Source organism: Veronia pacifica (assembly GCF_001707825.1).
GTDB lineage: Bacteria > Pseudomonadota > Gammaproteobacteria > Enterobacterales > Vibrionaceae > Veronia > Veronia pacifica.
Window position 1 is genome coordinate 109240 of record NZ_LYBM01000004.1, and the last position, 22325, is coordinate 131564.

Consider the following 22325-nt stretch of genomic DNA (forward strand, 5'->3'; position numbering starts at 1 on the left):
AGAGCATAGGGCTGTCTAGCTTACCTTTCTCCAATTCCGCGCGGTTTTTAACCGTTTAAACCATCTGAGACAAACAAAAAAGGCGGGATGTGCCCGCCTTCTCATTTTTACCGCTTTATTGGTGAGTTTTTACTCATCCAGGAAGCTGCGCAGTACCTCTGAACGGCTTGGGTGACGCAGCTTACGCAGGGCTTTCGCTTCAATCTGACGGATACGCTCACGGGTTACGTCAAACTGTTTACCTACTTCTTCCAGCGTGTGGTCGGTGTTCATGTCGATACCAAAACGCATGCGCAGCACTTTCGCTTCACGCGGCGTCAGGCCCGCCAGAACTTCACCAGTTGCCATGCGCAGGTTGTTCATGGTCGCGGAGTCCATTGGCAGTTCCAGCGTGTCATCCGGCAGGAAGTCACCAATGTGCGAGTCTTCATCATCACCGATTGGGGTTTCCATCGAGATAGGCTCTTTAGCGATCTTCAGTACCTTGCGGATCTTGTCTTCTGGCATCTGCATGCGCTCTGCCAGCTCTTCAGGCATTGGCTCACGGCCCATTTCCTGCAGCATCTGACGAGAGATTCGGTTCAGTTTGTTGATGGTTTCAATCATGTGAACCGGAATACGGATGGTACGCGCCTGATCAGCAATCGAACGAGTGATTGCCTGACGGATCCACCATGTCGCATAGGTCGAGAACTTGTAACCACGACGGTATTCGAACTTATCAACCGCTTTCATCAGACCGATGTTACCCTCCTGAATCAGATCCAGGAATTGCAGGCCACGGTTGGTGTACTTCTTGGCGATTGAGATAACCAGACGCAGGTTAGCTTCTACCATTTCTTTCTTGGCGCGGCGTGCTTTGGCTTCACCGATAGACATACGGCGGCTGATGTCTTTGATTCGCTCAACAGACAGGCCAGTCTCTTCTTCGATGATCTTCAGCTTTTGTACGCAGCGACGCAGGTCTTCTTCGTACTTGGCAACACGTTCGGTAAATGGTTTGTCCATTGCCAGTGCCGCGTCAATCCAGTTGTCGCTCGACTCATTGCCTGAGAAGAGTTGAACAAAGGTTTTCTTCGGCATTTTGGCCTGATCAACACAAAGGCGCATCACCAGACGTTCCTGGGTACGTACACGGTCCATGGTTTCACGCATGTCCGTGACCAGGCGGTCGAATTGTTTTGGCACCAGTCGGAACTGCTTGAATGTTTCAGACAGTCCTTCAACCGCTACAGCGGTGGTTTCGTGGAAGCGGCCGTGCGTGTCGATGGCATTCTTCATGTTCTCGTATGAGCGTTGTAGCTCTGAGAATTTCTCACGCGCCAGTTCCGGGTCAATACCGGTATCTTCTTCAGAATCATCGTCATCGCTGTCGTCGTCGATGTCGTCATCTTCATCTTCAAGTTCAGCTTCACTCAGCTCTGAGCCGATGTGGGTTGCGGTCGGTGCAATGTCTTGCTCATTAGGATCAATGAAGCCCGAGATAATATCGGTCAGACGGAGTTCTTCTGCTTCAACCTTGTCAAACTGGTCAAGCAGATAAGAGATAGAGCTTGGGTATTCTGCGACAGAAACCTGTACCTGATTGATGCCGTCTTCAATTCGCTTGGCGATGTCAATTTCGCCCTCGCGGGTCAGCAGTTCAACGGTACCCATTTCACGCATATACATGCGAACGGGGTCTGTAGTGCGGCCAATTTCAGATTCCACACTGGAGAGAGCAGCTGCTGCAGCTTCCACTGCATCTTCGTCAGCTACTGACTCAGACATCATGAGCTCGTCGGCATCGGGAGCAGTTTCGACAACCTGGATCCCCATGTCGTTGATCATCTGAATGATGTCTTCTATCTGATCGGAATCGACAATGTCTTCCGGTAAGTGGTCGTTAACTTCTGCATAGGTCAGATAGCCTTGTTCCTTACCTTTGGCGACAAGCAACTTTAGCTGTGACTGCGGATTTTGATCCATAGACGGTATCCAACTTCGGGTCTGAGTGAAGAAATTTAGTATGCGGAAACGCAAACTTCCAATTCTACCAAATCACAAGAGTACTGACTAGTTTCTAATCGGGTCGGTTGAGGATTAACAACTGCAATTCCCGTTTTTCTTCGACTGATAAGCCAAGAGTGTTCGACTTTGCTTGTAACTTAGCTATTTGTTTTTCGACACACTGGGCAAGAACGTTGTCCAGTGCATCCAAGAAGACATTCAAAATATCGTCTTCTGTATCGTTCGGTACTTTCCAACTGGCGAGTGTGGCGAGCATTGCCGCTTTATCTGACTCTCGCCAATTTTCTAAAATCTGGCCCGTAGTGATATTGGGACGGGTTCGACACAATTCAAGTAACGAGACAAATAAATCTAATCCCGGAATGTCTGGCTCATTCATGCCATCAAGTGGCGGTACGTGCTCAACGTAGTCAGGGTTTTGTAATAGCAGAGATATTAAGGCACGCATTGGCGTGAGTTTCAGCTCTGCTGTCGGGCGCTTGGCCTGACTTTTCCCGTTTTTGCTGAGCAGTTTTTCCAGCTGACTTTCGTCCGGCAGCATGAGTTTCTGGCCCAGCTGTTTTCTCAAGTATAGTCGTAACGTGCCACCCGGCACTTTATCTATCAGCGGGACGGCGAGGGTGCTGAGCTTGGCTCTGCCCTCGTTACTGCTCGAATCTACCTGAGTCATCAGGGTGGAGAACATAAAGTCTGACAGTGTCATGGCACTTTTCAGGCGTTCTTCAAACCCTTCTTTACCTTCCTGTCGGATGCATGAGTCCGGGTCTTCGCCATCTGGCAGGAACATAAATTTAAGCTGTCGGCCATCGCTGAGATGGGGCAGGGCCTGCTCCATCGCACGCCATGCGGCATCGCGTCCGGCGCGGTCTCCGTCGTAGCAACATACAACGGTGGAGGTTTGCCGAAACAGCATTTGTACATGGTCGGCAGTGGTTGAGGTGCCCAGTGAAGCGACGGCGTAATCGACGCCAAACTGTGCCAGTGCCACTACATCCATGTAACCTTCTACGACCAATAACTGATTTGGTTCACGATGGCTTTGCAGTGCCTCGTATAAACCATATAGCTCGCGGCCTTTGTGGAAGATGGGGGTTTCCGGTGAGTTGAGGTATTTGGGGGTGCCGTCTCCCAGTACCCGACCACCAAAGGCGATCACTCGTCCGCGTCGGTCGCGGATTGGAAACATGACCCGGCCACGAAAGCGGTCGTAGCGGCGGCCATTGTCGTTCTCTATCAACATGCCAACACTGACCAGTGCCTGCTGGCTGTCTTTATCGCGGCCAAATCGGTTTTTGACCTGATCCCATTCATCGGCGACATAGCCAATGCCAAACTGCTGTACGATCTCGCCGGATAACCCTCGGTTTTTCAGGTAGTCGATGGCGGTCTGGCCTTTACTGCCGCGCAGTTCACCTTGATAGAACTGGGCGATCTGTCCCATGGTCTGGTACAGGTCTCGTTTTTGATCGCTGCGGGCATAGGGGCCGCGTGGGCCTGAACCCTGCTCGCGGGGAACTTCCAGTCCAAGCTGACCGGCGAGTTCTTCTATGGCTTCAACAAACTCAAGGCGGTCGAACTCCATAACAAAGTCGATGGCGTTGCCATGTACCCCACAGCCAAAGCAGTGATAAAACTGTTTTTCCTGACTGACGGTAAACGAGGGGGTTTTTTCGTTATGGAAAGGACAACAGGCACCGTAGTTCTTGCCCTGTTTTTTGAGCTTTACCCGGGCATCGATAAGTTCAACGATATCGAGCCGAGCCAGTAGGTCATCAATGAAGGCGCGTGGGATCTTGCCTGCCATAATTTACGATCACCAACCTTTTTGAATGGGAGGGAAAATGTCTTACTTTAAGATACGAACAAGCCGCGCACTCCGCAATGGATGCACGGCTTGTTTGCAAGGTGGAGCAAATTATCCCAGATTAGCTTTCACTAACTGGCTAATTTTGCCCATATCAGCGCGGCCCTGAACCTGTGGTTTCAGTATTGCCATAACTTTACCCATGTCTTGCATGGATGCGGCACCGGAGGACGCAACCGCCTCTTTAACCAGTGCAGTGATCTCTTCTTCAGACAGTGGTTGCGGCATAAATTCTTCCAATACGGCGATTTCTGCTGTTTCCACGTCTGCGAGGTCATCACGGCCAGCCGACTGATATTGCGCTACGGAATCTCGGCGCTGTTTAACCATTTTAGTTAATACAGCAAGAATTTCGTCTTCGTTCAGAGTTTTCTGTCCGTCGACTTCCTGCTGTTTAATTGCCGCCATGACTAGACGGATGGTACCAAGGCGAGGTTTATCTTTCGCCTTCATTGCCGCTTTTTGTTCGTCTTTAAGACGTTCAATCAATTCCATGCGCAATCCTCTGACTAAATCGAATTAGTACAGACGAACGCGGCGCGCGTTTTCACGAGCCAGTTTCTTCAGGTGACGCTTAACTGCTGCTGCTTTAGCGCGTTTGCGAACAGTAGTTGGCTTTTCGAAGTGCTCACGACGGCGAACTTCAGAAAGAATACCTGCTTTTTCACAAGAGCGCTTGAAGCGACGCAGAGCTACGTCGAATGGTTCGTTTTCACGTACTTTAATTACTGGCATGTGCCTTTCACCTCAGGGGTTGTTCAGTAATCGCTGGTGATAATATGACCAGCCTTGATTAAAAATGGTGCGGAATTCTAATCCGAGACTGGGGGTCTTGTAAAGCATAACTGGTGAATTTGATGTCACCCATGTAATATTGCCGCCTATTTTTGATTTTAGGTTATCTGTGCTGAGGTGTTATGCGAATTCTGGGCATCGAGACATCGTGCGACGAGACGGGTGTCGCCATCTATGACGATGAAAAAGGGCTGCTTGCTCACCAGCTTTACAGCCAGGTAAAAGTGCATGCTGATTACGGTGGCGTGGTGCCGGAGCTGGCATCCCGCGACCATGTTAAAAAAACCATCCCACTGGTGAAGGCAACGCTGAAAGATGCAGGCCTGACGCCGGATGATCTCGATGGGGTTGCGTATACCGCCGGGCCGGGTCTGGTGGGTGCGCTACTGGTGGGTGCGACTATCGGCCGCAGTCTGGCATACGCTTGGAATATTCCGGCGGTTGCGGTTCACCATATGGAAGGCCATTTGCTGGCACCTATGCTGGAAGACAATCCTCCACCGTTTCCGTTTGTGGCACTGCTTGTGTCTGGCGGTCATACCTTATTAGTAGAGGTGAAGGGGATTGGTGAGTACCAGATCCTTGGCGAATCGGTTGATGATGCCGCGGGTGAAGCGTTTGATAAAACTGCCAAGCTGATGGGGCTGGACTATCCGGGCGGGCCGCTGCTGTCGCGTCTGGCAGAAAAAGGCGACTCAAGCCGTTTTACCTTCCCGCGCCCAATGACAGACAGACCGGGACTGGATTTCAGCTTCTCTGGCCTGAAAACCTTCGCGGCGAACACGATTGCTGCGAATGGTAATGATGATCAGACCCGTGCTGATATTGCCCGTGCCTTTGAAGATGCGGTAGTGGATACGCTGGCAATTAAATGTAAGCGCGCCCTTAAGCAATGTGGCATGAAGCGGATTGTGATTGCAGGCGGCGTAAGTGCTAACCGCCATCTGCGTGCCAAACTGGCAGAGCTTGCAGACAATATCGGCGGTGAAGTGTATTACCCTCGCACGGAATTTTGTACCGACAACGGTGCAATGATTGCTTATGCAGGTATGCAGCGTCTGAAAAACGGTGAAAACATGGATCTGGGCGTGAAGGCATTCCCTCGCTGGCCGATTGATCAGCTCAAGCCAATCGCTGAGTAATTTCACTCGTTCCCTCATCTGCTTTGATGAAGAGCGGGTCGTATTAAAGAGCAGGTTCTGATGAAGAATGTGCTCTAATATAGAAGAGGCTGCAATGTGCAGCCTTTTTTGTTTCTGGTGTTTAGGCTGTTTTTGCTTTTTCCGCTAAGTAAGGCATCTTCTTTTATTCGCCTTACCTTTCCTTCACTCTTCCTCTTTATTAACGCCATATCACCAACGTGCTGATTTTTAGTTTTAGAATAAAAATTCTACTTTTCTCATATGCAATCCAGTTACTCATCCCGAGCTATGCCATAACTAGTGACTTAAGCTGTCTGTTATTAAGTCTATTAATAGTAAAACGTCATTTATGCCAACGGAAACTGGCTGCGACATACAAGGGATTGAATACCGCCTGTTGTGACTGTTGAAAGCGACTGCCCGCGTTTGTTGAGATCAGTATCCGATGGTTTGCTGGAAGAACCAAACCATGTTGATTGAAAAGAATTACGTCTTCGCCGTACTTGCCATTCTCGTTGTCGCAACGACAGACGCCGTTGGATCTTTGTTGGGATTCTGGTTTGCCCCTGAAACGGCAGGAAATAAGATGTGGGTGATAAAGGGACTGTTATTACTGGCTCTGGTACTGCTAAGTTTCTCCGTTAAAAGGTGGGTCTATCAACAGACCTCAGACGGGTTTTATCGCAAAGTTGCCTGGCTCAGCCTGCTCTCATTGCTGGTTTGTCTTGGCGGTGACATCACCAATGCCAATTTTTCCGAAACCTTCTATCGCTACGATGGCGTGGTGAAACATGATTATCTGGCGGATTCTGTGATGTTTTTCGGGCCGGGTTATTTGTTGCTGCTTATTAATGGCGCATTAGTCACAAGGCGCAATGGCATAAAACCGACGGTTATCGGGCAGTTCATACTTGCTGGCGTGCTTGCAGGGGCGTTATCGATATTTATTATGCATATACCGGGTACAGGTGTTTTCGTGAAAACGATGACCAGTATCTACGCTGCACTTATCGGTGCCGTTGGCCTGCTGGGCATTTTATTGATTCACTCTTTTGGCGGTATCAGAGCGTCAAAAGGTGTGTGGATGGTGGGTTTCGGGTTTATGTTGGCAGCGATTGCTGATGCGGTGATCGGTCATTTTTGGATTTACGGCAATGGTGGTCAGGGATACTACCCGGATGTTCGCCATGTAAACTGGATTCTCTACGCCGCGTCACAGGCTATGGTGATTTATCTTCCCTTCGTGCTCGTCTCACATGAAAAGGGAAAGACGGCTTAGTCATCACCGTCATTATCTGGTAAAGGCTTGTTTTTATTCCAAATCTTAGGTTCTTTTTTCTCCAGCAGGCGTTTGATATTGGCCTGATGCCTGAGCAGGATCAGACAGCACAACATGGCAACCGGCATGGTGAATTGGGGTTTGATTAACCAAGTGAAAAGCGGGGCCATAAGTACAGTGACAATCGCGGCCAGCGATGAGTATTGAGTGACCACGACCACAATCAGCCAGCAGGCAATCAGCGCCCCTGCCAAATCCAGACCTATCGGAGCCATCGCACCCAGGGCAGTGGCAACGCCTTTACCGCCCTTAAACTGAAAAAATACCGGGAACATATGGCCGAGGCAGGCAGCGACGGCAATCAGGCCAAGAAAAAAGGGATTAATGCCAAGGTAATAGCTCAGCCAGACCGGAATAGTGCCTTTTAACATATCGCAAAACAGTACCAGCACAGCCGCAAATCGTCCGCCGAGCCGCAGTACATTGGTGGCACCCGGATTGCCCGATCCCTCGGTGCGTGGGTCTGGCAGATTCATTGCACGGCAAACCAGAATGGCACTTGAGATAGAGCCAAGCAGGTAGGCGGCAATTATCATGAACAGGGCAATCAATGTCATCCAGGATCCCAATATTGATCAATCGCTAGAGTTTGCAGGATATTACTTGTTATAGTTCGGCACCGTAGCACGACTTCATTGTATCGTCACGAGCTGACAGCATGCTGTTTTGTGGATTATATCCCGAGTTAGCTGATGTTACGCATTTTCAATCGTTTTAGGTATCCGACCTCTGAAATTTTCTATGAACATGGATTTAGTATTTATTGAACAGCTTGAAGTCATTACGACGATTGGTGTGTATGACTGGGAGCAGGAGATTAAACAGAAACTGGTGTTTGATCTTGAAATGGCACACGACAACCGTCCTGCTGCGGACAGTGATGAGGTCTCTCTGGCCCTTGACTACGCGGCGGTCAGTAGTGCGGTGATCGAATTGGTTGCCAATGGCCAGTTTAAGCTGGTTGAACGTGTCGCCGAAGACGTCGCTTCCCTGATCCAGTCCCGCTTCGGGGTGCCGTGGATCCGGGTAAAAGTCAGTAAGCCGGGTGCAGTGGCTGAAGCCCGTACCGTGGGTGTAGTAATTGAGCGAGGCGAGCGGTGACTCAGGTTCTGGTAAGTGTTGGCTCAAATATTGAGCGAGAGCGTCATATCTCTGAAGGACTTCAGGCGCTGAAAGAGTTAGATCCGGCCTGCCGTGTCTCCCGCGTATTTGAAGCGGTGCCGGTTGGCTTTGAAGGACCGAACTTTTTTAATCTGGTGGTGGAGCTCAACACTGAGATGTCACTGGACGGTATCACTGAGGCGCTGCGAGAAATTGAAGCGCGTTGGGGCCGCGAGCGCGACGCGATTAAATTCCGTGACCGGACTCTGGATATCGACCTTTTGACCTACGGTGATCTTTTCCAGCCAGAAGGTCCCACGCTCCCTCGTAAAGACGTTTATAAGTTTGCTTTCACCCTTTGGCCGCTTGCAGAGTTGTGTCCTGATCAACAGATCCCGGGTGACAGTCAAACCTATGCCGAAGCATGGCAGGCGTTTGATGAGGAGCAACCTCTGTGGCCTGTGACTGACTTATCTTTTTTAAATGTTTAAAACGAGACAGTGCTGGTTTAAGTGTGTCTCGAATGACTGATCTGAGAAAAATATGACAAATTTAGAAGCCTTCATGTTGGCTCTGATTCAGGGGCTGACTGAATTCCTTCCTGTTTCCAGCTCTGCCCATCTCATTCTTCCTTCTGCTGTTCTGGGCTGGGCTGATCAGGGACTGGCGTTTGATGTGGCGGTTCACGTTGGTACTTTGCTGGCAGTGCTGGGTTATTTCCGTAAGGAAGTGGTGCAACTGTTGAATGCTTTCTTTGGCTCGATCTTTAAAAAAGAACGCTCTAAAGATGCGATGCTGGCATGGATGATCGTGCTGGCGACCATTCCGGCGGGTTTGTTCGGTCTGTTTGTGAAAGCTTTCGACATTGTTGACCTCTATCTGCGCTCACCTTGGGTGATTGCCACCACGTGTATCGTGTTCGGTGCGCTGCTCTGGTGGGTTGACCGTCGGGCAAGTTGTCAGGTGAATGAATACGAGACGACGCCGAAATCTGCACTGCTGATTGGTCTGGCGCAGGCGATGGCAATCATCCCCGGCACTTCACGTTCAGGCGCGACCATGACCGCAGCTCTGTATCTGGGTTACACCCGTGAAGCGGCTGCCCGCTTCTCCTTCCTGATGTCTATTCCCATCATTGTGCTGGCTGGCGGTCTGCTGAGTATCAGCCTTGCCAAGGGCGAAGCACCGATTATGTGGGAGCCGATGCTGATCGGTGTCGTGGTGTCCTTCATCAGTGCGTATCTGGTGATTCACTGGTTCCTGAAGCTGGTAACCCGTGTTGGTATGTTGCCGTTTGTGATTTACCGCATCCTGCTGGGCTTTGGTCTGGTGTTCTTCCTGTCCATGCATGGCTAGTTTGCTGAGGCAAACCTAGCTTTGCTGAACGGGAAACGAAAAAAGCTGCCATTTGGCAGCTTTTTTTATGGTCGCGGTGAAACCTTTATCGGGTAGCAAGATAGGCTTTGACGGCTTCAACCCGCTGCTGCGTCAGTTGCTCACGAATTGCCGGCCCTTTGAAACCAGCGGCAACGATGGGCTTTACATCCACTTGCTGGGCGGCAGCGAAAGCTTGTTGTAGCCAGTCTGCCTGCGGGTAGTCATTTTGCTCAAACCCCTTGCGGCCGAGATGGTCGGCTTTACTGGCCAACGCCAGTTGCAGTGCCCGCTCAGGCTTACGCCAGAAATCGTTGCGGTCGAAGATTTTGACAAAGGTACTGGCTCTCAGCTCTCCGGCATTGTGAACATTGGTATGTTCAGCACACACTACCAGTGCCGCATCCCGGTATGGGTTGGGCACTTTTAGCCGGGTGCAGAGTGCTTTGATTGGCTTCAGCCCGGTCTGGGTATGCTTGTGATGACTTGGCCATTCTTCTTCCGGGGTCAGCGCTTTGCCAAGATCGTGCAGTTGGGCAGCAAAACGAATCACGGGATCCTCGGTTAGAAGCGCGGCCTGACGGGCAACCATAATATTATGAACGCCGGTATCAATTTCAGGGTGCCAGCGTTCAGGCTGGGGAACACCAAACAAATCATCCAGTTCAGGCAGTACCACTTTCAGTGCGCCGCAATCTCGCAACACAGAGAGAAAAACATCGGGACGCTCGGTGTGCAGGGCTTTTTCCCATTCGCGCCAAACCCGCTCCGGTGTCAGTGCTTCCAGCTCTCCACTGTCACTGATTTGCTGCATCAATGTGATGGTCTCGTCTGCGACGGTAAAGCCCAGTGAGGCAAATCTTGCAGCAAAGCGGGCAACCCGGAGCACCCGGAGTGGGTCTTCTACAAACGCTGGCGAGACATGACGCAGGATCCTATCAGCCAGATCTTGCTGACCGCCATGCGGGTCAACCAGCTCGCCGTCTTCGCCCTGCGCCATCGCATTGATAGTCAGGTCGCGACGAATCAGGTCATCTTCAAGGGTAACATCTGGCGTGAAATCGCAGATGAACCCGGTGTAACCCTGACCGGATTTTCTCTCAGTGCGGGCGAGGGCATATTCCTCATGGGTTTTGGGGTGCAGGAAAACAGGAAAGTCAGCCCCCACCTGCTGATATCCGGCGTCTGTCAGGGTCTGTATGTCTGCGCCAACGACGACCCAGTCTTTGTCTTTTACTTCAAGTCCGAGAAGCTGATCGCGTACTGCGCCACCAACAAGATAGGTTCTCACATCGTATTCCACTATTCTTAAATCACTCTACTTATCTTAAACATCTATGGTGATGAACAAAAATCCAATTGTTATCCTGACTGTGCAACCGCTTTACAGAGTGTATGAGGTTGGTTAGGGTGACGGTCATCGGCGTGTATCAGGGATTAAACAGGTAAAGATGTACAACGACTTTTTCCAGCTAAAGGAATCGCCATTCGCGATTGTGCCGAATCCAAGGTTTTATTACCTCAGTGATCGTCACAAGGAAGCGCTCAAGCATGTGTTGACAGGGATTGCGGACGGAGGTGGTCTGGCACTGCTGTCGGGAGAGGTCGGTACCGGAAAAACCATGACGCTTCGTGCGTTGCGAGAGCGGATGACCGAAAACAGTCAGGTGATTGAGCTGCTTAATCCCGCTGTCAGTGTCAAAGAGTTGATGCAAACCCTGTGTGACGAGCTTGAGCTGCCTTACGACGAAACCGATGGCACCAAGCGGCTCCATGATTTGATTGTCGCCAAACTGAAAGCCAATGACGCCGCTGATATGCAGACGGTATTACTGGTGGATGAAGCCCAGCACTTGCTTCCTGATGTGCTTGAGCAGCTCAGACTGCTGACCAATATCGAAACCAGTGAAAGAAAGCTGCTGAAAGTTATCCTGATTGGTCAACCAGAGTTGCTGGAGCTGCTTCGACAGCCTAATCTGCGTCAGCTTGCCCAACGGATAACCGCGCGCTATCACTTGATGCCTTTGGTGACTGAAGAGGTAAAAGAATACATCTCTCACCGCCTGTCTTGTGCTGGTGGGCTCGACCCGCTGTTTGAACCCGGGGCCATCAAGGTGATTGCCAAAGAGACAGGAGGTATTCCCCGCCTGATCAATCTGGTCTGTGATGCCGCACTGAAGAAAGCCTGTTTGCAACGCTGTTATCGAGTGGACAGCAAGTTGGCTGCAAAAGCGTGTGAAGAGGTGTTGCATTGGCAGGATACGGTTTCCGCCCGGCGCATTCCCCGCTATTGGCCTTATTATTTGGGTACGGCGGCCAGTGCTGTATTGCTGGGTGTGGCAGTTAACACCCTCTTTGAGCGTCAGCCTGTTCAAACAGACGGTGCGACTGTCACGGCGATACCTGCATCATCTAACGTGGCAGGGCAGGACAATGGGCAGAATAGTGCGCTGAACGTCTTGGTCAATCAGCCTGCTTCTCCCGCTCAGCCTGCAGAAACTGGTCCTCCCGTGGCCGCTCAGTCCGTTCGTCAGGTGGATCTGACGCCGCCTGTAGAAAAGAATGAAGGTGATGTCACCGCGCCCAGCGATACGGCTGAGGTGGCAGCTAGTGATATCGAAGAGTCCGAGCCTCAGTTAATTGTGACTTCAGCCCCTGATAGATTTGATGGCAATGATCCACTGACTGACTTCGACAGCTACTTTGAGCCTGAAGATACTTCGCCCTTAGCTGACGGGGTGGCGATGACTGATAATGGCGCAGTCACAGATGACGCGTCCGATGTGATTGATACACCGAAGCCCGCTCCAACGATTTATGAAAAAGCCAGTGTTCCCTCTGTTGCGATACGCAATCTTTATGCCAGTTGGGGAGTCGAGGCGACGGTTGTTAACCAGAGTTGCTCAAAGGCTGTGAAAAATGGCCTCAGTTGTCTGAAAACCTCGCTGACGACATCAAGCCTGTTGACCCTTAACAAACCTGCTGTGCTGACAATCACTGAAAACGGCGCAACTTGGTATGCTGTGCTCGAAGGGCACTATCGGGATCTGGTGGCACTCAATGTGGCCGGAGAACGGATTATTCGCAGTAAGGCATGGTTACAGGCTCACTGGAAAGGCCAGAGCATGGTGTTGTGGCGTCCGCCACTGGGCTCTGCCCGCTCGGTGATTTACGGCCAGCAGGGAGACAGGGTGAAATGGCTTGAAAACATGCTGGGCGTAAAAAGTACAAGGTCCAGTGGCAAGTTCGATGTTCAGTTATGGGAAAAAGTGCTTCAGTTCCAGAAGGATAATAATCTCATTGTGGATGGTATTGCCGGACCCAAAACGCTGATGACCCTTGTCAGTCTCAAAGAGAAAATGGGGCCGGAACTGGAAACCGGCAGATTGGTGCAGGATAGTCAGGAAGATATCCGTTTAGCTTCGACTAGTGAGTCTTCATCGCTGGCGGCTCTGGTTGCCAAGGCGGCCAATGAAACAAAGCCTACCACTTTACCGTCATCGCCATCGCCAGTTGTTACGGCCAAAGCGCCAGTACAGGCAGTATCTCCACAAACGAAACCGCTGGCCGATAGTAAACCAACACCGGATACGGACGAACAGATTGGTCTTGATGATCTGGATCTGTCTTCCCTGCCCAAAGAGCTGGCAGACCGGGTAGAGCTGGCCCTGAGCCGTGACGGCAGTCGAACACTGGATGGTAAGCTGTCTCGTGTCACGCCAACACCATCGAACGTATCGCGTATCTCAGACCTGCCTCCCGGCGTGATGAGTCGCATGCCAAAAATGAACTTCCAGCAACACAATTATGCCTCTGACCCCAATAAGCGATGGGTGAAGGTCAATAACAGAAAAGTGCTGGAAGGCCAGAAGGTCGCCGAGGGCGTGGTGTTGCTTGGTATTGAACCCCAGCAGGTGGTCGTACAGTTTGAGAGGAACCTGATTGCAATCCCTGCATTGTCAGACCGCTGAGTTCTGCTGAGCGCAGTCTGGATCCCTTCGATAAAAAGACATAAAAAAAGCTGCCATGAGCAGCTTTTTTTGTTTTCAGCCCTAAACCACCTACTTCAGTAGGTGGTTATCATTTAGGTAGGCTTTGTCTGTCTAAATACGGTCTTGCCATTACTACTACAGCGTCAGGAGGATATGAATTAGACGTTCCGGGCCAAAAGAGGAGAACGAATGATAAATTTGTCAAGGCTGTCAGATTTGCTAGTATTTTGGGTCTATCAAAAACTACACACTAAGGTCAATTCAGTGATTTTGCTGGTTCCGGTACAGATTATGATGTTTATCTCGGTCCTGGCGGTTTTACTACGGGTGAGTCGGATACTGTTATGCAATCTGCGTCTGTGGGCTTTAGAAGTGGCATATGGGCCTAGGCTATTCGAACTGATACCAGAGTACTTTCGGTTGAGTTTAGTTTAGATGACGGAATTGAATTTCATAATTATGCACCCAGCTGTATTCAGTGGGCTTGTTAACAATATTTAGGGCAAAAAATGGATCACGTTAGCGATAATTTTTTAAATAGTATTGTAATAGTACTATCGTTTACCATCATGATAGTTGCTTTGATGACAGTGGTATATCTGTTTAAAATTAGCAAGGAATTATATTTACACAAGAAAATTGATTATGTTTTATTGGTGAAATTTGCAATATGTATTATTTTTATATTTTCTGTCAGGGAGTTTATCATAGATAGACAAGTAGTCTTTGATATAGGCTACCAAGATACTACTAAAAAATAATTGGCTCTCTTCCCTTTACCGAAAATTTATATGATGTGGGGAAGAGTATATATAACTTAGCAAGTAATGAAGTAATGAAAGAAACCTTTTTCACATTTGTAGGTGGAGCTATTCTGATTAGCGCTATGATTGCATTGACTATTGCAATATTGCATGTGTTTAAATTTTTTTATAAGCTATATATTGAATATAAAATTGAACCATCTGCTCTTTTAAAAGCCATGTTTTTTATTATATATGTTTTTATTTCCTCTCAAGTGATAATTGAATATACAGATTTATTCAATTTTAACTATCATGAGAAAGATATGACTATGAAAGAAGTTAAATAATTAATTTTATTTTAAGATTCCTATTTAGAATTTTTATAAAAATTTGGCATTTAAAATGCATCATCATTGTTCATAAATAACATCTCAGATATGATCTTTTGACTATGATAGGTTAATGTGTCGAGTCACATAGCAATAATTACTCATAAAATTATAAGTCTCGATATAAGTATTGAACACTCGGGAGTGATTAGCTGTCTATCTTCAATTTACACTTATGACTAAAAGTATTAGTTTGTTTTATTACAATCATCAGGAAAAACCACCATAAATAAAAATATGAAAATGATTAATAATTTCAATACAGACTTTCAATACGTGAATTCTTTATGAAATACCATCTAAGTAAGATAGGGCTTTTTATTTAGAGCTAGTAAATCAAACTTAGCTTGGGTCTTAATATTATTATTTTTATTAACTATAAATAAAAGATAAAAAATAATCTTTAAAATTTTCATTGCTAAAAAACTCTATTTTCATCACATAGTAAATAAAAAGTTTAATTGAAATAAAAAGGTTTTTAATTCTTAAAGTTAGTAAATTTTTAATACATTTCTACCCATGCTAAATGGACTCTCGATTTTTAGCGAAGTCGAAGAGGACATAAAGCATGAGTAGATACAAGCAAGCATCGCATGTGTATTGGAAGTGTCAATATCAAATTGTATGAACGCCGAAATATAGATTATTAATTTTAAAGAACAAAGTAGGCAAGGAGGTGTTTCGATGCATCCATGTTTATTGCAGTCAATTAGGATGTGAAGTGGTAGAACTGAGCGTTCAAGTTGACCATGTTCACCTAGTCGTCAAGGTGCCCCAAAACTATCAATATCCAAGCTGATGGGGGCGTTGAAAGGAAAAATAGCTCTGAAGATGTTTAGCAAATTCCCGTATTTGCGTAAGAACAAGCTTTGGGGAAGTCGTTTCTGGCAGAGGGGTTATTTCGTTGATACGGTCGGCATCAATGAAGAAATAATTCGCCGATATGTAAGACACCAAGAAAGGGTGGAAAAGCAAAGTCAGTTAGAGATAGAGCTGGAATAGCCAAAAGCCCCCTTTACGGGGCTAACTGAAAGTAAACATCCACCTTCTTTAGAAGGTGGATGTTTACTTTCAGTTAGCCCTCATACAGGACGAGACTGAACGATTACGCCCAACCGCGTGGGTGCTGTTTTTTCTTCGGGATCAGGTGTGGCAGGAGCAGGCCGAAGAGCAGACCAACACCAGCGACAATGCCACCGTAGAGGAAGTAGCGCATCAGCAGGTCATCTTTTTGCGTGTCCAGCTTGGCGCTGAGTTCGCGTTTCTCCGTCAGTGCTTCTTCGAGCTTCTGACGCAACTGGCTGTTACTCACTTCAAGTTCTTGTAACTGCTTTGAGCGAAGTTCCAGTGATTCAACCAATCCTTTTTGCTTGGAGTCAGCGTCCTGCTGCGCGTTGTTCAGTGCGCTCTTCAGCGTTTTCAGTTCTTTTTCCAATGCAGGCATTCTCACTTTAAGGCCCGGATTGTCAGATACATACTTGCTGTTTATCCAGCCTTTGCGACCACGGGAGTCAATGATTTGAGAATAACCATCCTTTTGCCCACCAATAACAGTGACGGCTTCGCCTGAGTCCACACTGCCGATAATGCGGTACTTCGTACCCGGACCAGAGTGCATGTAGGTAAAAAGGTCTTCGGAGACGTACTGGCTTTTCGCGAATGCGCCGGGTGCCAATAGCAGCATGAGCATCGCCAGAGCTGAAAAGAGTTGCTTCACGGTTTCTTCCTTTGCTGAGGTCGTGAGTAAAATGTCAGACAGATAGTAAAAAATTTCGGATAGAGGCACAACAAAAGGGAGACATAAGCTCCCTTTTTTAGATCACATGATGGCCCTAAACAGCATAGATTCGACCTGTATCACCTTATGAAAGTTCAGTTTACGGTCGAATCTATTTGCAGGTTTTAACGGAAGGCTGCTTCTAGCACGTAGAAGAAGATCACTGACAACAGTGCGCCAGCAGGCAAGGTGACAATCCAGGATGCAACAATGTTGCGAACGACACCCATGTTGAGCGCTGCAATACCGCGGGCAAAGCCCACACCAAGAACTGCACCTACCAGTGTTTGAGTGGTAGAGATCGGCAGACCGGTACCAGAGGCGAGCACTACAGTAGAGGCAGTCGCCAGCTGAGCAGCGAAGCCACGGCTTGGTGTCAGTTCTGTGATACCTGAACCTACGGTTGCCATTACTTTGTGACCCATGGTCGCCAGACCAACAACAATGCCTGCACCACCCAGTGGCAGGATCCACCATGCGATGGTGCTCTTCTCGGCAATGTTCCCCATGTGTTCAACTGTGGACACGATGGCAGACAATGGACCAATGGCGTTTGCCACGTCATTCGAACCATGCGCGAATGCCATGGCACAGGCGGTGACAACCATCAACAGACTAAAGACACGTTCAACACCGGCAAAACCGTTGCTGCCTGTTTCGTTATCGTTTTTGTATTTTTTGTTGATGTAGATGAAACCAAATACCATTACGACCGCTGAAAACGCCACAGAGGCCAAAACAGCTTCAGTGGTGCTGAGGTGCAAGCCGACGTGCTTCAGACCTTTCTTGATGGTTACCATGGCGATGATGACCGCGGTGATAAACATGTATACGGGAACGAATCGCTTAGCGTTCATCAGTGGTCGGTCGGTATCAAAGATAAGTTTTTGAGCACTGACAAAGATCAGATAGGCAAAAATACCGGAGATCAGCGGAGTGATGAGCCAACTGCCAACAATGCCTTGAATCGAGTGCCAGTCTACGGCATCAGTACCGACAGAAACACAGGCAAAGCCGATAATGGCACCTATGATAGAGTGGGTAGTGGATACTGGCCAACCCATGTATGACGCTACCAGTAACCAGGTGCCTGCGGCGAGAAGGGCGGCCATCATACCGTACACCAACACTTCAGGTTGCGATGTGTAGTACGAGGTTTCTATGATGCCTTTGCGTATGGTGTCTGTCACTTCACCACCTGCCAGATACGCACCGGCAAATTCAAAGATCATGGCAACGATGATGGCTTGTTTCACGGTCAGTGCTTTGGAGCCCACTGAAGTACCCATGGCGTTTGCGACATCGTTAGCACCGATACCAATTGCCATCATGAAACCAAAAGCAGCGGCTACTATCACCATGATAGTGCCGTAGTTCGCCAGGATTTCCATTGTATTACCTTGTTATTTATCGTCTATTGGATGACTAAGAACGCGATAGCATCAACTCAAGTCTTGAGCCGACTCGCTGTGCCTGGTCAGCGATAGCGCCAACCCATTCGAGGATCTTGTAAAGAAAAATGACATCAACCGGATTGAACTGGTCTTCAATCTTCATCAGTTTCTGACGCAGTACGATTTGCATGGCGTCAGTATCGTCTTCTATGGTATCCAACTGGTGGATCATTTCTTCAACTAGTGTCACTTCACGACCTTTAAAGCCAGTTTCAAGCAGCTCATCAAGTTCGTTGATCACACGGCGTGCCTGTTCGGCTGCGTCAAGACAACGCTGAACGTAGGCAACAAAATCAGGGTAAAGTGCGGAGGGCATTTGCAGTTGGCGACCAATGACGCGCCCTGCAATATCTTTGGCAAGATTAGCCAGCTTGTCTTGCTGAGTGAGCAAATCAAGCATGTCGGTACGGTCAACGGGCATGAACAAGCCGCGGGGAAGCTTAAGGCGAATCTCACGTTTGAGCACATCTGCATCTTTTTCGATGTCAGAGATCTGCGCTCGCAGTGTCTCGGCTTTGTCCCAGTCTCCCTGTTCACATGCCTCAAAAAATGGCACAAGTAATGAACAGCATTCGTTAACACGCCCAACGTGGCGTTGTAATGGCTTAATAGGGCTCTTAGCGAAAAGCCCGACTATTGTATTTACTGGCATAGCCGTATCTACCTGTTAGCCTTGGTCTCAGGCTAAATATTAAACGACAATTAAACGAGCGGCGAATGTTATCCTAATCACAAAAGCAATGAAACCGCTTTCTTTGATGGAAATGAATGGGGAGATGATTTGCGAATGGGTCTTGCCCGTAAACTAAATTGTCCATATCCTTGGTTTGCTATTGGTTATAGGTACCTATATGGAAACTGAGATAGAACTTAAGTTTTTCGTTTCTCCCGATTTTTCACGACATGTTCGGGACAAGATTGTTGAACTTAAGGTATTGCAGCACAGTCATCGAAATTTGGGGAATATCTATTATGATACGCCCGACCTTCAACTTAGACACAGCGATATCGGGCTGCGCGTCAGGCGCTATGACGATGTCTTTGTGCAGACCTTGAAGACTGCTGGCCGCGTGGTAGCCGGATTGCATCAACGTCCGGAGTACAATGCTGAACTGACAGGCCCAACGCCAGATATCAGCCTGCTTCCTGCGGAAGTCTGGCCTGACAGCATTGAGCCAGAGAGGCTGTCTTCTTCGCTTATTCCTCTGTTCTCGACAGACTTTGAGCGCCAGCAATGGCTGGTGGCAATGCCTGACAGTAGCCAGATAGAGCTTGCCTACGACAATGGTCAGGTCTCGACGGATCAAGGCGGTGTTGATCCTATCAGTGAAGTGGAGATTGAGCTGAAATCTGGCCAGACCGATGCAATATTCACTCTTGCCCGGGAGCTGGCTGAGCATGGTGGCCTGAGGCTGGGTAATCTCAGCAAAGCGGCGCGTGGTTACCGTTTATTCAGTGGTTATGAGGGCGATGAAGTTCGTCAGCTTCCCGCTGTTGAGCTGCAACCCGACCAGAGCACAGAGCAGGCATTTATCCAGATTTTGGAGCATGCCCTTGAGCACTGGCACTACCACGAGCAGATTTATGTTGAGCGTCCTGAATTGCCGGCCTTGCAGCAAATCTGTCAGGCGGTGGCGCTCATCCGACAGGCACTGGTGTTGTATGGTGGACTGATTCCTCGTCGTGCCAGTGCACTCTTACGTCAGGAATTACAATGGCTTGAGGGTGAACTGAGCTGGATTGATGAAGCGATGGCTATCGAACGCCTGCTGGAAGATAAGGCGCATTTTCTGAGAAAGCTCAACAGCCAGAAAGTGCTGAAAAAACACCTTAAGAAAAAATATGAGGCCCTGCCTGAACGCAGCGCTTTACTTGAGTTGTTGCACTCTTCCCGTTATTGCAACCTGCTGCTTGATCTCAGTCGATGGCTGCTGACACAAGGTTGGCGACCTTTCCTTGATGAGAGGGGCAGTAACAAGCTGGCTGAACCGGTCAAAGATTTTGCTGATAAAATGCTGGGTCAGTCGTGGGAGGAACTGTTGGAGGTCTTTGGTACCGCCAATGAGTTTGACCGCTATGGCTATTACGATCAGCAGGCGCGTCTGCAACGTAATCTGCTGACAGGCACTTGCATTGCGGCATTGTTCGATGAGGAAAGGCGAAGCACCTTCCGACTGCCTTGGCTCGATCTGTTACAGGGCATAGAAGATCTTCATCTTCTGGAGCCTGTACGAGCTCTCAGGCCCAAGATTGACAGTGAAGATGACGCGGCACAAATCGACAAGTGGCTGCGTCGTAAAGAAGAGTCTTTACTGCATGCCATGCAACAGAGTCGCTTCATTGGCGTCGGTCTGACGCCCTACTGGTATAACTGATCCAATACGCAAGAAATCATTTGAAGAAGCTGGCTTACTCGCCAGCTTTTTTTATGCGGATAAGATCAATGCGATGTATATCAAGTTTCACTGCATTATTCGGCAATATAAGTAAATTCCCCACAATTTTTACCGATATAGCAATAAGATGAGTGACGTTTCGATTTTGAGGTTGAGAGGTGGAAATAAGTCCACCATCAAGGAGTTGTGAATTATGGCGAAAATGAAGCTGCGCAGATGGGAGCAGGTGCTCGGCAATATCAGGCTGTTGCCCAAAATGATCATTCTGATGGTGTTCAGTACCCTGCTGATTGTGGGAAAACAATTGTGGGACGCGGAGACCTTCCGTTCTTCAATCAATGACTTTTCCAGCCAACAGACCGAACTTGAAGCCGAGCGAATGGCGTCTCTGGCTGCCTTGCTGCTCCGTCAGCCAGACGGTGAAACACTGGTCAAAGAAGCGGTCTCACAACAGAACGTCTTCGGCAATGCTGATTACCTTTTTCTCGCTAACACTAAAACCAGCAAGCTGATTGCTCACCCTAACGCGAGCCGCATGAACCAGCTCAATACCCGCACCGAAGGTGGTAATGCGCTATCTGATGTCCTCCGCAACAAATCGGGTGTGGTGAACTATGTCGAACAGTCTACAGGTCGACGCGGTGCGGTTGTTCCTGTATCAGGCACTGACTGGGTGGCGGTTGCCAGTAAATCTGCCGATGTGGCAGATAGTTACCACAACGGTTTCCTGTTCCAGATTGCCTGGCAGACACTGGTAATGATTGGCGCATTTGTGGTGATTTTGCTCAGTGGTGCGGGTTTCATCCTGCGTCAGCTGCGTCATATTGCGGATGGCATCCGCGCGATGGCACGCCGTGATTTGAGTGAACCTATCGAAATGGATTGTCTTGATGAGTTTGGTGAATTGACCCGTGAGCTGGAGACCGCGCGTGAGCAGCTGGCGATATTGCTCAGCAACCAGCGCGATTCATCGAGCGAGTTGTTCGATATGGCTGATCAGATGACCGATGCCATGGAGCAGACCCATGATGCAGCGCGTGAGCAGTTCGCTGAAATCGATCAGCTGGCATCAGCAATGAGTGAGATGTCATCGACGGTACAGGACGTGGCTGGTCATGCCCGTGCAGCATCCGATGCGACAGAAACGTCACGGACTCAGGCGGACAGCGGTCAGGAGTATGTCAGAAAGACTATCAGCAGTATTCACAAATTGTCTGCGGATCTGACTGAGTCTGCCAATGTCGTCAACAAGGTTGAAGATCGGGTGGAAAAAATCAGCTCGATTGTGGTGACCATTCAGGGCATTTCTGAGCAAACCAACCTGTTGGCACTGAATGCGGCGATTGAGTCTGCCCGGGCCGGTGAAGCGGGACGCGGCTTCTCAGTGGTTGCTGATGAGGTGAGAAACCTTGCCCAGCATACCCAAAAAGCGACGGTGGAAATTCAGAAGATGATCGATCAGTTGCAAGAGATCGCTCAGCAGGCGGTGACCTTGATGAAACAGAGCGTTTCCGAAGCCGATGACAGTGTAGAAACCGTTTCTAAAGCGGGTGAGGAGCTGGAGCTGATTGTTGATCAGATTGCCAAGGTCAACGATATGAACTTCCAGATTGCGTCGGTGCTTCACAGCAGGCGTCGGTCGCTGATGAGATGAACGTGAACCTCACCAGCGTCAGAGAGTTGGTGCAGGGCTCGGTGACTGTGGTGTCAGAGCTATCTGAGACTTCAGGTGCAATCAAAAACAACGCTCAAGAGCTGGACGCCAAGATAAAAGCGTTTTCTATCTGATCGCCGAAACAGCACCTGCAATAAGTCAGGACATGATCTCAGGCCCGCATAATGCGGGCTTGTTTCTATCTAGGGTACGAAATACATAGCGAAACGCATTTTGGCTCCTGATGACGCATCGGAAACCTCATTGCCTGTGCTAAGGTAATGGCATATCG

At 48.9% G+C, this 22325-nt stretch carries 17 protein-coding genes and 2 pseudogenes; 10 read left to right on the plus strand and 9 right to left on the minus strand.

The annotated features are described in order from the left end of the window. Positions 1–129: 129 nt before the first annotated feature. The 4 genes from rpoD to rpsU form a co-directional block, all read right to left on the minus strand. Positions 130–1968 (minus strand): RNA polymerase sigma factor RpoD, encoded by a 1839-nt coding sequence (gene rpoD, locus A8L45_RS04160; RefSeq protein ID WP_068899540.1) that lies wholly within the window; start codon positions 1966–1968, stop codon positions 130–132. Between the two features lie 94 nt (positions 1969–2062). Continuing rightward, positions 2063–3814 (minus strand): DNA primase, encoded by a 1752-nt coding sequence (gene dnaG / locus A8L45_RS04165; protein WP_068899542.1) that lies wholly within the window; start codon positions 3812–3814, stop codon positions 2063–2065. Positions 3815–3925: 111 nt separating this feature from the next. Beyond that, positions 3926–4369: a GatB/YqeY domain-containing protein gene (locus tag A8L45_RS04170; RefSeq protein ID WP_068899544.1), complete on the minus strand. Its 444-nt coding sequence runs from the start codon at positions 4367–4369 to the stop codon at positions 3926–3928. A gap of 24 nt (positions 4370–4393) precedes the next feature. Continuing rightward, a complete protein-coding gene (gene rpsU / locus A8L45_RS04175) occupies positions 4394–4609 on the minus strand; it encodes a 30S ribosomal protein S21 (RefSeq protein WP_005301411.1) in 216 nt (71 codons plus the stop codon). A 182-nt stretch (positions 4610–4791) separates the two neighbouring features. Here rpsU and tsaD point away from each other — a divergent pair, with 182 nt between their 5' ends. Both tsaD and A8L45_RS04185 read left to right on the plus strand, forming a co-directional pair. Then, the gene (gene tsaD / locus A8L45_RS04180; protein ID WP_068899545.1) at positions 4792–5811 is read left to right on the plus strand and encodes a tRNA (adenosine(37)-N6)-threonylcarbamoyltransferase complex transferase subunit TsaD; all 1020 of its coding nucleotides are present in this window, start codon (positions 4792–4794) and stop codon (positions 5809–5811) included. A 469-nt stretch (positions 5812–6280) separates the two neighbouring features. Then, positions 6281–7090, plus strand: a complete 810-nt coding sequence (locus A8L45_RS04185; RefSeq protein WP_083228195.1) for a hypothetical protein — start codon at positions 6281–6283, stop codon at positions 7088–7090. Here the strand turns inward: A8L45_RS04185 and plsY are convergent. After that, positions 7087–7707, minus strand: coding sequence for a glycerol-3-phosphate 1-O-acyltransferase PlsY (gene plsY / locus A8L45_RS04190; protein ID WP_068899546.1), 621 nt, complete (start codon positions 7705–7707; stop codon positions 7087–7089). The genes A8L45_RS04185 and plsY overlap by 4 nt on opposite strands. Positions 7708–7891: 184 nt before the next feature. Between plsY and folB the strand changes: the two genes are divergently transcribed. From folB to A8L45_RS04205, 3 genes are read left to right on the plus strand one after another with little or no spacing between them, the layout of a single operon-like run. Then, positions 7892–8251, plus strand: a complete 360-nt coding sequence (gene folB, locus A8L45_RS04195; protein ID WP_068899548.1) for a dihydroneopterin aldolase — start codon at positions 7892–7894, stop codon at positions 8249–8251. Continuing rightward, positions 8248–8742, plus strand: a complete 495-nt coding sequence (gene folK / locus A8L45_RS04200; RefSeq protein ID WP_068899550.1) for a 2-amino-4-hydroxy-6-hydroxymethyldihydropteridine diphosphokinase — start codon at positions 8248–8250, stop codon at positions 8740–8742. Before folB ends, folK begins: the two co-directional genes overlap by 4 nt. 52 nt (positions 8743–8794) lie before the next feature. Then, positions 8795–9607: an undecaprenyl-diphosphate phosphatase gene (locus A8L45_RS04205; protein WP_068899555.1), complete on the plus strand. Its 813-nt coding sequence runs from the start codon at positions 8795–8797 to the stop codon at positions 9605–9607. Between the two features lie 85 nt (positions 9608–9692). Here A8L45_RS04205 and A8L45_RS04210 read toward each other — a convergent pair whose 3' ends face one another. Beyond that, the gene (locus tag A8L45_RS04210; RefSeq protein WP_068899557.1) at positions 9693–10916 is read right to left on the minus strand and encodes a multifunctional CCA addition/repair protein; all 1224 of its coding nucleotides are present in this window, start codon (positions 10914–10916) and stop codon (positions 9693–9695) included. A 160-nt stretch (positions 10917–11076) separates the two neighbouring features. Here A8L45_RS04210 and A8L45_RS04215 point away from each other — a divergent pair, with 160 nt between their 5' ends. From A8L45_RS04215 to tnpA, 3 genes and pseudogenes are all read left to right on the plus strand, one after another. Then, the gene (locus A8L45_RS04215) at positions 11077–13596 is read left to right on the plus strand and encodes an AAA family ATPase (RefSeq protein ID WP_068899560.1); all 2520 of its coding nucleotides are present in this window, start codon (positions 11077–11079) and stop codon (positions 13594–13596) included. Positions 13597–14413: 817 nt separating this feature from the next. Then, on the plus strand, positions 14414–14710 hold the full coding sequence (locus A8L45_RS04230) for a hypothetical protein (RefSeq protein WP_175401902.1): 297 nt from the start codon (positions 14414–14416) through the stop codon (positions 14708–14710). Positions 14711–15320: 610 nt separating this feature from the next. After that, a pseudogene (gene tnpA / locus A8L45_RS04235) lies at positions 15321–15754 on the plus strand (IS200/IS605 family transposase). Between the two features lie 103 nt (positions 15755–15857). On the opposite strand, the gene A8L45_RS04240 reads toward tnpA, so the two are convergent. The 3 genes from A8L45_RS04240 to A8L45_RS04250 all read right to left on the minus strand — a co-directional run bounded on the left by A8L45_RS04240 (position 15858) and on the right by A8L45_RS04250 (position 18635). Beyond that, complete coding sequence (locus A8L45_RS04240; RefSeq protein WP_068899640.1) at positions 15858–16469, minus strand: TIGR04211 family SH3 domain-containing protein; 612 nt, start codon at positions 16467–16469, stop codon at positions 15858–15860. Positions 16470–16654: 185 nt separating this feature from the next. After that, the gene (locus A8L45_RS04245; protein ID WP_068899566.1) at positions 16655–17920 is read right to left on the minus strand and encodes an inorganic phosphate transporter; all 1266 of its coding nucleotides are present in this window, start codon (positions 17918–17920) and stop codon (positions 16655–16657) included. A gap of 34 nt (positions 17921–17954) precedes the next feature. Continuing rightward, a complete protein-coding gene (locus A8L45_RS04250) occupies positions 17955–18635 on the minus strand; it encodes a TIGR00153 family protein (protein ID WP_068899567.1) in 681 nt (226 codons plus the stop codon). A 199-nt stretch (positions 18636–18834) separates the two neighbouring features. Here A8L45_RS04250 and A8L45_RS04255 point away from each other — a divergent pair, with 199 nt between their 5' ends. After that, positions 18835–20358: a CYTH and CHAD domain-containing protein gene (locus A8L45_RS04255; RefSeq protein WP_068899568.1), complete on the plus strand. Its 1524-nt coding sequence runs from the start codon at positions 18835–18837 to the stop codon at positions 20356–20358. Between the two features lie 214 nt (positions 20359–20572). Continuing rightward, a pseudogene (locus A8L45_RS04260) lies at positions 20573–22167 on the plus strand (methyl-accepting chemotaxis protein). Positions 22168–22325 lie beyond the last annotated feature (158 nt).

What these genes read in the sequence shown, in the direction of transcription:
- rpoD (WP_068899540.1), bottom strand. Translation starts at nt 1,968, where the DNA reads ATGGATCAAAATCCGCAGTCACAGCTAAAGTTGCTTGTCGCCAAAGGT.
- dnaG (WP_068899542.1), bottom strand. Translation starts at nt 3,814, where the DNA reads ATGGCAGGCAAGATCCCACGCGCCTTCATTGATGACCTACTGGCTCGG.
- A8L45_RS04170 (WP_068899544.1), bottom strand. Translation starts at nt 4,369, where the DNA reads ATGGAATTGATTGAACGTCTTAAAGACGAACAAAAAGCGGCAATGAAG.
- rpsU (WP_005301411.1), bottom strand. Translation starts at nt 4,609, where the DNA reads ATGCCAGTAATTAAAGTACGTGAAAACGAACCATTCGACGTAGCTCTG.
- tsaD (WP_068899545.1), top strand. Translation starts at nt 4,792, where the DNA reads ATGCGAATTCTGGGCATCGAGACATCGTGCGACGAGACGGGTGTCGCC.
- A8L45_RS04185 (WP_083228195.1), top strand. Translation starts at nt 6,281, where the DNA reads ATGTTGATTGAAAAGAATTACGTCTTCGCCGTACTTGCCATTCTCGTT.
- plsY (WP_068899546.1), bottom strand. Translation starts at nt 7,707, where the DNA reads ATGACATTGATTGCCCTGTTCATGATAATTGCCGCCTACCTGCTTGGC.
- folB (WP_068899548.1), top strand. Translation starts at nt 7,892, where the DNA reads ATGAACATGGATTTAGTATTTATTGAACAGCTTGAAGTCATTACGACG.
- A8L45_RS04205 (WP_068899555.1), top strand. Translation starts at nt 8,795, where the DNA reads ATGACAAATTTAGAAGCCTTCATGTTGGCTCTGATTCAGGGGCTGACT.
- A8L45_RS04215 (WP_068899560.1), top strand. Translation starts at nt 11,077, where the DNA reads ATGTACAACGACTTTTTCCAGCTAAAGGAATCGCCATTCGCGATTGTG.
- A8L45_RS04245 (WP_068899566.1), bottom strand. Translation starts at nt 17,920, where the DNA reads ATGGAAATCCTGGCGAACTACGGCACTATCATGGTGATAGTAGCCGCT.
- A8L45_RS04250 (WP_068899567.1), bottom strand. Translation starts at nt 18,635, where the DNA reads ATGCCAGTAAATACAATAGTCGGGCTTTTCGCTAAGAGCCCTATTAAG.
- A8L45_RS04255 (WP_068899568.1), top strand. Translation starts at nt 18,835, where the DNA reads ATGGAAACTGAGATAGAACTTAAGTTTTTCGTTTCTCCCGATTTTTCA.